General features: G+C 47.0%; 12 protein-coding genes. 5 read left to right on the top strand and 7 right to left on the bottom strand.

All coding sequences use genetic code 11. The features are described 5' to 3' along the window. Nucleotides 1-183: 183 nt before the first annotated feature. From EL633_RS14105 to EL633_RS14085, 5 genes are all read right to left on the bottom strand, one after another. Complete coding sequence (locus EL633_RS14105) at nt 184-1,491, bottom strand: dihydrolipoamide acetyltransferase family protein (RefSeq protein ID WP_126627790.1); 1,308 nt, start codon at nt 1,489-1,491, stop codon at nt 184-186. 7 nt (nt 1,492-1,498) lie between these two features. Then, entirely contained in the window at nt 1,499-2,488 is a 990-nt protein-coding gene (locus EL633_RS14100; RefSeq protein WP_126627789.1) for an alpha-ketoacid dehydrogenase subunit beta, read from the bottom strand. Then, a complete protein-coding gene (gene pdhA, locus EL633_RS14095; protein WP_126627788.1) occupies nt 2,488-3,555 on the bottom strand; it encodes a pyruvate dehydrogenase (acetyl-transferring) E1 component subunit alpha in 1,068 nt (355 codons plus the stop codon). Before pdhA ends, EL633_RS14100 begins: the two co-directional genes overlap by 1 nt. A gap of 635 nt (nt 3,556-4,190) precedes the next feature. Continuing rightward, entirely contained in the window at nt 4,191-4,433 is a 243-nt protein-coding gene (locus EL633_RS14090; protein WP_126627787.1) for a DUF6582 domain-containing protein, read from the bottom strand. 78 nt (nt 4,434-4,511) lie between these two features. Beyond that, nucleotides 4,512-5,819 (bottom strand): acyltransferase family protein, encoded by a 1,308-nt coding sequence (locus tag EL633_RS14085; protein WP_126627786.1) that lies wholly within the window; start codon nt 5,817-5,819, stop codon nt 4,512-4,514. A 237-nt stretch (nt 5,820-6,056) separates the two neighbouring features. Between EL633_RS14085 and EL633_RS14080 the strand changes: the two genes are divergently transcribed. The 3 genes from EL633_RS14080 (at nt 6,057) to EL633_RS14070 (ending at nt 9,683) form a co-directional block, all read left to right on the top strand. Further along, nucleotides 6,057-7,244 carry a lactate 2-monooxygenase gene (locus EL633_RS14080; protein WP_126627785.1) on the top strand — a complete coding sequence of 396 codons (1,188 nt, stop codon included), beginning with the start codon at nt 6,057-6,059 and terminating at the stop codon, nt 7,242-7,244. Between the two features lie 117 nt (nt 7,245-7,361). After that, a complete protein-coding gene (locus EL633_RS14075) occupies nt 7,362-8,018 on the top strand; it encodes a nitroreductase family protein (RefSeq protein WP_126627784.1) in 657 nt (218 codons plus the stop codon). Nucleotides 8,019-8,273: 255 nt separating this feature from the next. Continuing rightward, on the top strand, nt 8,274-9,683 hold the full coding sequence (locus EL633_RS14070; protein ID WP_126627783.1) for a serine/threonine-protein kinase: 1,410 nt from the start codon (nt 8,274-8,276) through the stop codon (nt 9,681-9,683). Nucleotides 9,684-9,936: 253 nt separating this feature from the next. Here the strand turns inward: EL633_RS14070 and EL633_RS37290 are convergent, their stop codons facing one another. After that, nucleotides 9,937-10,578 carry a DUF4870 domain-containing protein gene (locus EL633_RS37290; protein ID WP_218027488.1) on the bottom strand — a complete coding sequence of 214 codons (642 nt, stop codon included), beginning with the start codon at nt 10,576-10,578 and terminating at the stop codon, nt 9,937-9,939. 84 nt (nt 10,579-10,662) lie between these two features. Beyond that, on the bottom strand, nt 10,663-11,664 hold the full coding sequence (locus EL633_RS14060) for a DUF3558 domain-containing protein (protein ID WP_126627782.1): 1,002 nt from the start codon (nt 11,662-11,664) through the stop codon (nt 10,663-10,665). A gap of 294 nt (nt 11,665-11,958) precedes the next feature. Between EL633_RS14060 and EL633_RS14055 the strand changes: the two genes are divergently transcribed. Then, a complete protein-coding gene (locus tag EL633_RS14055; RefSeq protein ID WP_126627781.1) occupies nt 11,959-12,159 on the top strand; it encodes a hypothetical protein in 201 nt (66 codons plus the stop codon). 392 nt (nt 12,160-12,551) lie between these two features. Beyond that, on the top strand, nt 12,552-13,766 hold the full coding sequence (gene xylA / locus EL633_RS14050; protein WP_126627780.1) for a xylose isomerase: 1,215 nt from the start codon (nt 12,552-12,554) through the stop codon (nt 13,764-13,766). Nucleotides 13,767-13,821: the final 55 nt, after the last annotated feature.

Here is a 13,821-nt window from a genome sequence, read left to right as displayed (position 1 = left end):
AGCATTTATTTAGCATTTAGAATATAAAAATTACCTTATGATAGCATATTTGTCATACATTTTTTGCAATCTTCTACCTACTTGTTAGCTCTATTTCATACGGTCTATTTCCGCCATAAAAACAGGAGTGCTGCTTCAAATAAATGAAACAGCACTCCTGAACGAATAGTACCTGGCTATGGTTTAACCCAGAAGCAGGTAAGGATTCTGGAGGATGCGTTTGACTTCTTGTAGGAAGCGTGCCACGGTTGCACCATAGAGGATGCGGTGATCGGCCGAGAGCGTCACATGCATGATGTCTCGAATCACTGGCTGATTATCTATGGGAACAAATGTCTTGCGGGCCGCAGCAACCGCCAGAATAGCAGATTGTGGTGGATTGATTACCGCGGAGAAGTCCGTAACATCCATCATTCCCAGATTGGAAATTGAGAATGTGCCGCCATCAAGCTCGGCAGGGGTCAATTTACCAGCCTGGGCTTTGGCAACCAGGGATTTGGCTTCGCGGGCAATGGTGCGCAGTCCTTTGAGGTTGGCGTCACGAATCACCGGGACGATCAGACCGGCTGGAATATCGACGGCAATACCAATATTGACGTGCTTATGCAAGATGAACTGGCCATCGCGATATGAGCCGTTGACCTCAGGCGATTTCTCCAATGCCAAGGCACAGGCCTTGATGATCAGATCATTGACACTCACCTTAACGCCACCTTCACCAGCGTTAGCATTCAACTTCTGGCGCATCTCCAGTGTCTCGGTCAGATCGATATCACTACCGATATAGAAATGAGGCACCATTTGTTTGGATTCGGTCAGGCGACGGGCGATAGTCTTCTGCATAGTTGAGAGCGTGACGACCTCAGCATCCTCAGGAGCGACCTCACGCTGACTGATTGGCGCGGGTGCACTGGCGGCTACAGGAGCGGCTACCGTTGGAGTTGGAGTTGGCTGTGTGCTTGCGGCAGTATTACGCTGTTGCTCAATATAGTCCTCGATATCATCACGCACAATCCGGCCACCTGGACCGGTACCTTTGATCTGCTGCAGATCGATACTATGCTCTTCAGCCATACGTCGGGCCAATGGAGAGGATTTGATCGCTCCACCATTAACACGCCCGTTCTGCTCCGGAGCTGACTCAACCGCAGGACGCGACTGCACGTTGCTACTCAAATTGTTAGCTGCAACAGGCTGCTGAGCAGGAGTAGAAACAACCTGCGGGGTCGCCGCCTGTTTTTGTGCCTGCACGTTGGCGCCAGTTCCCAGGATCGCGATTGGCTGCCCAATGGGAGCTGTCTCTCCCTCGGCGACCAGAATCTGCTCCAATACACCAGAGCTGAACGCTTCGATCTCCATATTAGCTTTATCGGTCTCAACCTCAGCAACCACCTCGCCCTTTTTCACTTCATCACCCGGCTTCTTCAGCCAATGCGTGATGGTGCCTTCCTGCATGGTATCGCTGAGACGTGGCATATTTACTTCAGCCATAGTATATTTATCTCCTCCGGCGGGGCGCAAGCTCATTAATGGCATCTAACAGCTGCTTCGCGCCAGTCAGGGCAGCCGATTCCAATGGCTTCGAATAGGGAAGCGGTACTTCAACATTGGCGACACGCTTCACGGGAGCATCCAGATAATCAAATGCCTCTTCCTGAACGGTTGCAGCAATCTCGGCACCAATACCATATGAACGCCAATCTTCTTCAAAGATAATGGCGCGCCCGGTCTTCTTCACCGAGTTTACAATCGTCTCTTTATCCAATGGGCGCAGCGAACGCAGGTCAACGACCTCAACGCTCCACTTATTTTCCTGTTCCAGGCGGCGAGCAACGTCTAAGGCCATTGAAGCCATACGTGAATAACTGATAACAGTCAGGTCGCTACCTTCTTTGGTTACCTTCGCTTTGCCAAAAGGTACCAGATAATCACCTTCGGGCACACTACCTTTGGTATTATAAAGGCCCAGGTGCTCGATGAAAATAACTGGATTGTTGTTACGGATCGCCGTCTTCAACATTCCTTTCGCATCCGCTGGATTTGAAGGGGCCACTACATGCAATCCAGGAATATGCGCAAACCAGACTTCCAGATTCTGTGAGTGCGTGGCGGAAAGCTGCTGTCCACCACCACCAGGGGTGCGAATAACCATCGGGATAGGCGTCTGGCCACCAAACATATAATGGATCTTGGCGGCGTGATTGAGGATTTCATCCATAGCGAGTGCAATGAAGTTAAAGGTCATAATCTCAACCACGGGGCGCAGTCCCAGCATGGCTGCACCCACAGCCATACCCACAAAACCATTTTCCGCGATCGGGGTATCAACGACACGCTTCGCACCAAATTCCTTGAGCAAACCGGCCGTGATCTTATATGAACCCTCAAAGACTCCGATCTCTTCACCCATCAAAAAGACATTTTCATCGCGCTTCAACTCTTCGCGCAATGTGTCATTGAGCGCCTGTCGAAAGCTAATATCAGCCATTAGTACGTACTCTCCTGTAAATGTTCGTCAGACGCATAGATATGGTCAAAGAGCGTCTCGACAGCCGGGAAGGGGCTTTCCTCAGCAAATCTGACGGCTTCATTGACGACCTGCTCAACCTGCTCTTCAATGTCCTGTAGGCCCTGATCATCAATAAGATGGGCCTCTAAAAGATGTTGGGCAAAGGCAGGAACAGGATCCAGCAGGCGGCCCTGCTTGACCAGTTCTTCATCGCGATAGCGGTCAGGATCGATAACGGAGTGGCCACGGTGACGGAAGCTAACGGCTTCGACGATATATGGCAAGTGCTCCTCACGAGCAACTTTAGCGGCCCTGCGCACAGCGTCGCGCACAGCCAGTACATTGTTGCCATCTACGCGTTCACCACGAACATCAAAGGCACAGCCTTTACGATATAATTCAGACACAGACGAGCCCTTTTCCACAGGCAGGCCCATTCCATACTGGTTATTCACGACAAAGAAAATAACTGGTAGATTATAAATTCTGGCCAGGTTCAGTGATTCATAGAATGGACCACCATTTGTAGCTCCATCACCCATCTGGACGGCTACAACTTCATCTGTTCCACGATAGGCCACCGCAAAGGCAGCACCTACAGCCAGCGGGACCTGTCCACCTACAATCCCATATCCACCCAACAGGCGGTGTTCCAGACTAAACATATGCATAGAGCCACCGCGACCATAAGAGCAACCAGTCTCTTTGCCAAACAGTTCAGCCATTACTGCATTTGGTGTGATGCCACGACCCAGAGCATACCCATGCTCGCGATAATTTGTATAGAGGTAATCTTTCTGTTCCAAGCCTGCACAGAATCCGACAACAGTGGCCTCTTCACCCAGGTTTAGATGACAATACCCGCCGATTCGGGCCATCTTATACATCTCATCCGATTTCTCTTCAAAGCGGCGGACAAGTAACATCTGGTGATAGTAGTTTACCAGCGTCTCTCGATTTTCGTCTTCAGGCAGCGTGACGACACGAGGCTTATCTGTAGTGGTGGCATCGCGTCCATCCGGTCGCTTTTGCTGCTCAGTACTCATGATGTCTCCTGATTTTCTTTTACTATTTGTTGGAGTTGGAGAATGTTCGTTTGTCTAGGATAATTCTGACTTGTCTGGAGTGTGTACCCAAATGCTCACTGTTTCAACAGATATATCCCACATAATTGTAACACGTATTGAAAAGTTTACCATGCTGTCATGGGTACGTAGGCATCTCAATAGGTAGAAGATACTGTTAGCTGGCTATCAATTCTCACATACGTAGGATTCCATTCACACTCGAAATCATCCGCTATCATACCACAAGGTCGATTTCTCTGGCTATATCTCATAAAGACGCATATTTTTAACGATTTTATCTGTCAACAGATATAGCGAACGCCGTGTGCTATTTTTATCCCTCACGCCTCGTGCCTACGGCTCTCGCTTGTTTTTTGAGGAGGAACATGGCGAGGCGGTCGCGACCGCCTCGCCATGTTCCTCCTCAAAAGAGTGGGTATGTGGAAAACTTGCACATGGTGTTAACTAGAATGTACTTATTATAGGGTGATGTGGAATAATGTGCTAATGCACATTATTCCACATCACCCTATAATAAGTATTGGAGCGCATTAGCGCCCGTGTATGGTCAAGTATGTATATTCCCCACCTGATGGAAACATATATATCCCTTGTTATTTCTTTGTCAGATCACGCCAATCGTTTTCTTCAATTGTAACGTCAAATTTTTTGGCAGCTTGCTTAATACGTTTCCAGGCTTCATCGCGTTCCGCGTCTGAAACACCCTGCACCTGATCAAAACGCGCCAGCGCATTCTGCACGTGAGAGGCATCAATCAAAGGTTCTTTATGCTCCTTAGGAAAGGCATATGCACTCTCCGGCAACTTATCTCGATCGTGTTCGCTAAGCTTTGACATGGTAGCTGTCCTCCATTGGATATAAAGAAACTTCACCTTGTTCTTTATACACGGAGAACCAGACAAAAAGGATTATCACTATACAGCTTGCTCTATCTGAGCCTTTGCGGCTGGTTGGGCGATATCTACACGCTTGCGGGAACGGATATATTGTACGCCGATTTCAATCCATGGTAGCTCAATAACGCGGTAGAAAGCATAACACAGTGGAACCACACCCAGGATAACCACAGCCCAGTATAAGCTATAGCGGATCGGGTTTGGCCAGGAGGAAAATTGTGGAAAGACGTTGTCTCTAAACCACAATAAGATCGGCTCATGCCAGATATAGAGTCCATAAGATAACATGCCGATCCAACGTAAAGGCTTCAACTCCCAGAACCAACGCAGGCTCATAGGCCCACAGAGCAATCCTAGAATCCCGAGGCCAAAACTGATAGCAAAGCCTAATTCAACCAGCCAGTTGTGGGCACCTATGTAGGGAGCCAGGATAGAGTAATAAGGAGTCAAAAACCAGAGGGACATAAAACAGAAGCCAGCCACACCCAGCAACCAGATGCCCCAGCTACCTCGCTTGATGAAAAGACTTGCCCGCGTCTCAGGATGGCGCTGGACTAACTGGTAAACGACGCAGACCATCATACCAATAGCAAAGTCTTCCAGATATTTGCCGCTTTGCCCATACAAACAAAACATGATCAGATTATGCAAATATGCAGGTAGCCACAGATGCTGATGAGGATTTATATCAAATGATCGACCCCAGGCACGTGTCAATAATCCCCACAAGACTAATGCGAACAGGCAGAGAAATACTAACACACTACGTCTCTTCTGGTCGTCCGTCTTACAAACAACCAGGCGTATGCCCAGGGCAATCAGCGGCAACAGCATATAATATTGCCATTCCACAGCCAGGGTCCAAAAAGGTCCGTTGATAGCCTGATAGGTCTTTTGCGACGAGTCCATCAAGAAGGTGGCGAAGAGAAAGAGCTGCTTTAAATGATCAAAGTGCAAATAATTTGGCGCCACAAACAGCAATAAAATAGCCAGTGAAAAATAATAGCCCGGCCAGATACGAAAGATACGTCGGAGGTAATAGGTGCGGGGCGATGGCCAGGAATCTTTAAATAGGAGGGATTTTGTAAAAGGAATAAATAGCAGGAAGCCTGAAAGGACAAAGAAGAGCGTTACTCCATATCCTCCGACCAGAGCAAAGCCCGTGGTTACACCGCCGTATTGCCCGTAATTCCAGATATGTGTATCATGAGAAAATTTATTGATATGATAGCCAATAACAAGAAAACATGCAAAAGCGCGCACACCATCTAAAACAGCGATCGTATTTTTCTGTTTAGAAGCTTTAGCGGGTGTAATCAATGCCATAACTCCAATCCAAATTAAAGATGATTTTTTCAGGTTATGCTTTTTTATAGATTTATTTAATTGCTAACGCTCATGGCATTCTATAAAAGACTCTAATAGCAAACTATGGAAACACTATCATATTCTCTATATGCAGTCAAATTTTAGTACAGGTTGTAAGAGACAATGGTACAATTAGACGAATCAGAGGAGATGAGTTTAACGTTATGCTTTTGTTCTGCACAAAGGAGGTGCTCTATGAAGGATGAACAGTCTATCTCTCCATCTCATGGTCTGACGCGTCAGATGCAGGTTTATTTACAGGGATTACAGGGACAACGTCCGTCTCTACCAGTGAGTCCTGATGTCTTAGAACAACGGGCGGTCGAGCAGTTGAGCCTGGAGGCCAGTGGTTATCTGGCTGGTATGGATGATACGATGCGGGCAAATCTGGAGGCCTTTCAACGCTGGCGGATTGTGCCACGAATGCTGCGCGATGTTTCACAGCGCCAGTTATCAACCTCGATTCTCAAGATGCAGTTGCCTGTGCCGCTGCTACTGGCCCCGATTGGCGTGCAATCTATTATTCATCCAGAAGCTGAGCTGGCAGTAGCCAGGGCGGCACATAGTACCAATGTACCAATGATTCTGAGTACCGCCTCGTCGCGTACGTTAGAGGAGGTTGCACTAGCATTAGGAGATACCCAACGCTGGTTCCAATTGTATTGGAGCAAAAATCCTGACCTGAATGCTAGCTTTGTCCGGCGGGCGGAACAGGCTGGCTATGGGGCCATCGTAGTTACACTGGATACGCTGCTACTTAGCTGGCGTGAACAGGATATTCAGAATGCCTACCTTCCCTTCCTGTTAGGTGAAGGACTGGCTAATTATTTTAGTGATCCCGTCTTCCGTCAGGCCCTGCTTCAACCTCCCGAGGAAAATCCAGTGACGGCCGTGCGCTATTTCACGGATATCTTCCTCAATCCTTCCCTGACATGGGAACAACTAGGCTTTCTACGTCAGCATACCAGCCTACCAATCTTCCTGAAAGGTATCTTGCATCCAGATGATGCCTGTAAGGCTATCGATATCGGTATGGATGGTATCATTGTTTCCAATCATGGTGGTCGCCAGGTGGGTGGCGCCATAGCGGCCCTGGATGCTCTGCCAGCGATCGCTCAGGCGGTCAATAAACAACTCCCACTCCTCTTTGACAGTGGAATCCGCAGAGGCTCAGATATCCTTAAGGCGCTGGCACTGGGTGCTCAGGCGGTACTGCTGGGTAGGCCATATATCTGGGGACTGGCATTGGAAGGAGAACAAGGGGTACAGACAGTACTGCAAAATATTCTGGCGGACCTGGACCTTACCCTGGCTTTGAGTGGCTATTCCTCTATCTCACAGTTGGACAGCTCGACTCTGGTTAACGCGCAGCCAGTTCACTAAACATGGGCAGGCTCCTGGTTCGGGCTCAGCCTGCTCCAGATATACCTGACTGGCGAACAAAACGTATCTACAACAGAAATGCTCTTCACTTATATATATAGGAAAGGATAGATAAACATGACGCAACTGGATCTAACACCAGATCAATTATTGACCACGACAAGAGCGGTTCGCAAACGTCTCGACTTTTCACGTCCGGTGGAAACTGAGGTTTTACGAGAGTGCATCGAGATTGCTGCCCAGGCTCCCAGTGGAGGTAATAGTCAACAATGGCATTTTGTAGTAGTAACCGATGCGGATAAGCGCATGGGAATCGCAGAGCTCTATCGCAAAAGTTATAGCCAATATAGGATCGCATCAATGGAGCAATTAAAAAAGCTGCAGGAAATCAGTCCTGAAGCGGCTACGGTGCAGCAACGCGTTGCAAATTCAGCCGATTATCTGGCTGAGCATCTCCACGAAGTGCCGGTCCATGTCATTCCCTGTATACGAGGACGTTTAGAAGGAACTCCTGTCGTGGCGCAGGCGGGCAGTTGGGGCTCAATCCTGCCAGCAACCTGGAGCTTTATGCTGGCAGCCCGGGCGCGTGGGCTGGGTACCGTCTGGACCACGCTACACCTGCCATTTGAAAAAGAGGCCGCCGAAATACTGGGCATCCCTTTTGAAAAAATAACCCAGACATCCTTGATTCCTGTCGCCTATACCCTTGGCACTGATTTTAAAGCCGGTCCACGTAAGCCCCTTGACCAGATTGTCCACTGGAATAACTGGTAAGATTCCTCCTGGCTACTGTAATCACTATTCATTTACAATAGTACTACAGTAGCTATTTTTCTGCCCTTTTGCAACTCATACGTATATATAACGTATCTTAAAAGTATATACTCTGCAAATTTGTCACCATTTCAATCTCACTCTTTTTTATTCCTATGAAATATGTCATTTGACATGTGCAATCTCATATTTATACTCTTATAATACGATCAAGAAAGACCGTCTTAGCACTATTTGAGAGTAGGTTTAACATATATGGAGCAATTAAACGTGTATTGCTCACAATGTGGAGCAAGCAATCAGAAAGAGGCGCAACAGTGTTTTGCCTGTGGTCATCTACTTTCTGAACAAGAAGATATACCTGATCTCATACCCACTGTGGGATCAGTGGTACAACAACGTTATCGCTTGCTCAAACGGGTTGGCTCAGGTGGCTTTAGTGTGGTTTATCAGGCCGAAGATCTTCAGACCAGAAAACGTATCGCACTAAAAACTGTGAGTTTGCGCGGTCTGAATGCCTCGGAAAAGATTGAGGCTACCGATGCATTTAACCGCGAAGTCAGTACGCTGACCAGGTTGACACATCGAAATCTGCCACAGCTCCATGAGCATTTCTCAGATGCGGAATGCTGGTATATTGTGATGGATTATGTTGAAGGCGAGACATTAGAGAACTATCTTGAACGCCATAGTAGTGGTGGCATCCCCGTGGGAGAGGCGTTGGATTGCGCACTCGTGCTCTGCAACGTATTGGAATATTTACATTCACATGAGCCACCGATTATCTTTCGGGACCTCAAACCATCGAATGTGATGATTACAAGTCAGGGTCAGCTCTTTCTGGTCGATTTTGGTATTGCCCGCCAGTTTAAACCAGGCAAACAAAAAGATACAATTCCATTTGGTTCTCCTGGCTATGCGTCGCCTGAACAGTATGGCAAAGCTCAAACCACACCCCGCTCAGATATTTATAGTCTGGGTGCGATCCTGCATCAATTATTGACTGGCAACGATCCCAGTCAGTCACCATTTTCCTTTGCGCCTCTATCTAATCTTCAGCATCCGGTACAGGCCAGATTACATGCCTTGATCCAACAGATGACAGCCCTTAATAGCGGGCAACGGCCCGACTCAATTAAGGTGGTGGAAGGCAAGCTACAGGAGATATCCAGGTTGCATTATCAGCATCCCGGTATCTATGCACCCTCCTACTACCAACCATCATTCTATAAAACTATTAATACAACCACTTCTACCCAGGGCGTGCTTCCCGGCTATGCTGTAGGAACCGTCCAACAACAGCAACAACAGATATATCATGGCTCAGCTCGACCATTTCAACCCCAACCTCAACGTAATAACGCTGCTCTCCTCAGCGTCATCTTCGGTATCCTGAGTATCTGCATCCCACCATTTTTCTGCTCATCATACATATATACGTTCAGGGTACATGCCACATTTACATTTTTGATCTTTGCGCTAATGCTTTTACCTTCAGTTGTCGGGATTATCTTAGGGCACCGGGGGCGCCGTTTTGCAGTGCAAAGAGGATTAAGTATGGGTACGGCCACCACTGGTCTCTTATTAAGCTATATTTTTACTACTATTTATCTGGTGTTTGGTCTCTGTTTCTTATCTTCAATGATGTTTTTCTCTGTGTATTAAACAGAATAAAAAATCTCATAGATAGTGTTTGATTCGCCTGAAATCAATGACCTGCTTATCGTTTTTTCGCGCCTTTGGCGCTCCAACGGTTTTACATGTGGCGTCAAAACATGAGCAAAGATCATTTTTTGACACCACATGTAAAAGAAGCATGGGTCATTTAGGGCCCGAGTGCGGTTGGCTGCACGCTCCTCGATGAGAAGGGGAAACAAACACTATCATCGAATTATGAGATTTTTATTCTTGAGCCATGCTATTTGGAAAAACGAGCTATGAGTGCTTCGGCATAGTCTCCTACGATCGGTAGTTTAAAGCGAACGCCGCGATAGGCCTGGAGCATCAGGAAGATCCAGAGGACGAAGCCAACGGCAACTACAAGGAAGGTGAGACAGCCGAGGATCGGCGTTAAAAGTGCACCGATGATCCAGATTTTAGCGATCAATTGTAGTACCACGTAGACAATCACCAGTGGTGTAAACACGACAACGGACTGTGCAGCATGGAAGCGTACAAAACTATTTCTTCTCCGTATAAAAAAGAAGACAATACCAGTAAAACATAGTCCAAGATAGCTGATTAAGGCCGCTCTTCTGGAGCCTGTATCAGTTGCTGATGATCCCTGGCTACCACTCGCACCTCTAACACTACTAGGTGGTACATAGGCATTATATTGCTGCTGTTGTTGCTGTTGTTGTTGTTGCTGTCCAGTTGCGTATTGCTGACCACCTTGCCCATACGTATAGTTAGGATCACCCTGCGGTGGCAAACCAGGTGCAGGTTGTGCCTGGTTCACACCATAAGGGTCCTCAGCAGGATTAGATGGATTATATCCACCATAGCCACCATAAGGCCTGGATGGATCGGGTTGCTGTCCTTGATTAGGATTTGTACTCATCTGAGCATTCCTCCGTCCCTAACGAAAAACTTTTCTACCTTGTATTTACGCCGAGACAGAGGAAAGGTTAGAGCTATTTCTCTACTAAAAGTGTTTAACCACATCCCTGGACAATGGGAGAAGGAATTTGTCCGCTGGCGTTTCACCCATGATAATCAGGTGTACCACGGTATTGCCCTTTAAGATCCAGGTGGCATTCTGTTTGTCATAGAATGCGGCATCTCCAATGCCTTTGAGGACTTGCTTTTGCCCACTTTCGAGCTCATGATCAACGCTATTATACAGAGTTTTGGCCACACCCGGCTTATTTACGGCAATAATTTGCACACGATGTGGAGTTCCCTGTGACGAGATATAATCACAACTGGCAACTCCCGTTTCGTTTACAGAGAAATACCATTTCACAGGCTGCTGAAAAAGCTGGCTGGCCTTTTGAGCACTCAACAGGGTGCAAGGATGTGGATTAGGAACTGACAGCGGCCGCACATTCTTTGTAATTGTGTGGCTGGCCGATAGGGCGAGATTAATTAAAGAAGTGTCCAGCAAAGAAGCATTCATATGTGGATAAATCATGGTAATACTATAAATTGTGTTACCTTGCGAGACCACAATAGCTTTGCCTGTACTCAATGGAATGCTAAACGCATTCGTGCCAATTCCCTTGATGACCTGCGTTTTGGCCTCTTTACCAGCATTAGTGCGATCCAGATTGAGATAGCCACTGGCATCATCACTGGTTCCTACACTTACCAGAACCTCACGCTGCTCAGGATTCATAGCATCAGCGGTTTTGGGTCCCTTGGCGTGCGGTGGCTGTGCGTCAGCATTAGGATGAACACGATACATACATAAAGGAGCACTAAGCTCGGGGCGTACATCCACAACACCACCAAGAATATGCCCCACATCTTCTCTTGAAATCAATGTACAAGGATTAAACGAGGTAGTCTGCATAGGATTTATTTTTGTGGACTCAATTTTGGACGTTGTAGAGCTACTTTTCTCAGTCTGCGCGCCTCCGCAGGCAGCCAGACTAAGGATACAGAACAAGATAAGACAAGTAATACGGATTTGGCGATTTAGCACATTCCCCTCCTCTACCACTATCGGGTAAACACTCTTAGCAGATTAAAAAATAGTCAATGCATGTAGTTACGACATGTTCAACTCTTTTTTATTATACTTATTGCTTCGCATTACTGAAAAAAAGCCGATGAGTAAGGGATGGAAGAGTTATCTAGCAGTTAAAAAAAGCCAGGAAAATTTCTATTACCTTCACAAATTGCTCTCCGAATTCACATCCACTTAACAAAAAATTTCGTAATGAGAGTAAGAGCCCCTGCTCAGTATAAGGTGACGAATTGTATAAAGGAGACATGAATGTTCCACTATATGGACCATAAAGAAGCATTTGACATGTTGCGTAAAGCGGGCTTCAGAGAAACAGAAATTGATCGCATCACAAAATTTCGCAAACAATTTTCTATCAATGAATTAGATCAACCATCTGATAATCACCGTCGCCTGGAGTTTATTCGCTGGCTTTTCCAAACTGGTAAATTGACGGAGTTTGTTAGCTAATCATTCAATAATTGAACACGGTTTTGTAGAGCAGTTTAGCTTACGCGTCCTATTTGCCCACGCTCATTTTCCCATCATGAGCGTGGGCGTTTTTTGTCTCGTGTTTTCTGAAGTAGTTTTGTAACTATTCAGGACCGGTCGATGCCGTAGGCATCGACAAATGTTTATTATGTCGTTGCGGAAAAATGTCGGCAGTGCCGACATTTTTCCGCAACGACATAATAAACATTTGCTCTGCGAAGCAGAGCAGGGGCATTTTAGCTCGCAAGGGTCTTGAATAGTTACATAGCTTTAACAAATGACAGACAAGAAATTTTTTATTTTACAACAGCAACATAAAAAGTCTATAATGAAATTCAATCAAGGTAGAATAATGATACATGGAGGCAACGATGACACTACCCACAAAGTTGACAAGGGAAAGCACCAGCGATCAATTTACGCCCAAAAAAGATGATAAATTTACCTTTGGGCTCTGGACGGTGGCAAACCAGGGCCGTGATCCATTCGGCGATGTTGTACGTCCGGTCCTTAACCCGGTCCATAGTGTGCAGAAGCTTTCAGAATTGGGAGCCTGGGGTGTGAATTTCCACGATAACGATCTGGTGCCCTTTGATGCAACACCAGCACAACGCGATCAGATCGTACGGGACTTTAAGCAGGCTCTGAACGATTATGATATGGTTGTGCCAATGGCGACCACCAATCTTTTCTTCCATCCTGCCTTTAAGGATGGTGCATTCACCGCAGTCGATCCAAGTGTCCGCGCGTTTGCACTACAAAAAACGATGCGTGCCATTGATCTGGGTGTGGAACTGGGTGCAAAAACCTATGTGTTCTGGGGTGGTCGTGAAGGTGTCGATAGCGAGGCCAGCAAGGATCCAGTTGAAGCCGTGAAGCGTATGCGCGATGCGATCAATTTCCTCTGTGAATACTCGATCGATAATGGCTACAATCTGCGCTTTGCTCTGGAGCCCAAACCCAATGAGCCTCGTTCAGATACATACTTTCCAAGTATCGGGCATATGCTGGCCTTTATTTATACGCTAGATCATCCTGATATGGTGGGTGTGAATCCAGAGGTGGCCCATGAACATATGTCGGGACTCAACTTTGTACATGGCATCGCTCAGGCGTTAGAGGCTGGCAAGCTATTCCATATTGATCTCAATGATCAAAAAGGTCCTCGCTTCGATCAGGATCTGCGCTTTGGTAGTGAGAGCATTAAGAGTATGTTCTTCCTGGTGCGCCTGCTTGAGAATAGTGGTTATGATGGTCCGCGCCACTTCGATGCCCATGCCTATCGCACCGAGGATGCACAGGGAGTCTGGGATTTCGCGGCAGGTTGTATGCGCACATACAATATCCTGCGTGAGAAGGCACGCCACTTCGATGCGGATCCTGAGGTACAGCAGTTGCTGGCAACAGTCAACGGTGGTGATGCGGATCATATCGCCTTATTGGATCAGGTACGCAGTGGTTATAGTAAAGAACTGGCGAATAAGCTGAGGGATACTACTTTTAATCCAACTGCCCTTGGTGAGCGTGGCTATCAGTATGAGAAGCTTGATCAACTGGCGATTGAGCACATTCTGGGTGTACGCTAAACATATTATAATGCACGCCCGGCATATGTCGGACGTGCAGCTTTTTTGTAGTAGA

It is taken from the genome of Dictyobacter alpinus (assembly GCF_003967575.1).
GTDB lineage: Bacteria > Chloroflexota > Ktedonobacteria > Ktedonobacterales > Ktedonobacteraceae > Dictyobacter > Dictyobacter alpinus.
This window is presented reverse-complemented; position numbering and strand designations above follow the sequence as displayed.

Coding starts and splice junctions, on each gene's coding strand:
- EL633_RS14105 (WP_126627790.1), bottom strand. CDS start 1,491: ATGGCTGAAGTAAATATGCCACGTCTCAGCGATACCATGCAGGAAGGC.
- EL633_RS14100 (WP_126627789.1), bottom strand. CDS start 2,488: ATGGCTGATATTAGCTTTCGACAGGCGCTCAATGACACATTGCGCGAA.
- pdhA (WP_126627788.1), bottom strand. CDS start 3,555: ATGAGTACTGAGCAGCAAAAGCGACCGGATGGACGCGATGCCACCACT.
- EL633_RS14090 (WP_126627787.1), bottom strand. CDS start 4,433: ATGTCAAAGCTTAGCGAACACGATCGAGATAAGTTGCCGGAGAGTGCA.
- EL633_RS14085 (WP_126627786.1), bottom strand. CDS start 5,819: ATGGCATTGATTACACCCGCTAAAGCTTCTAAACAGAAAAATACGATC.
- EL633_RS14080 (WP_126627785.1), top strand. CDS start 6,057: ATGAAGGATGAACAGTCTATCTCTCCATCTCATGGTCTGACGCGTCAG.
- EL633_RS14075 (WP_126627784.1), top strand. CDS start 7,362: ATGACGCAACTGGATCTAACACCAGATCAATTATTGACCACGACAAGA.
- EL633_RS14070 (WP_126627783.1), top strand. CDS start 8,274: ATGGAGCAATTAAACGTGTATTGCTCACAATGTGGAGCAAGCAATCAG.
- EL633_RS37290 (WP_218027488.1), bottom strand. CDS start 10,578: ATGAGTACAAATCCTAATCAAGGACAGCAACCCGATCCATCCAGGCCT.
- EL633_RS14055 (WP_126627781.1), top strand. CDS start 11,959: ATGTTCCACTATATGGACCATAAAGAAGCATTTGACATGTTGCGTAAA.
- xylA (WP_126627780.1), top strand. CDS start 12,552: ATGACACTACCCACAAAGTTGACAAGGGAAAGCACCAGCGATCAATTT.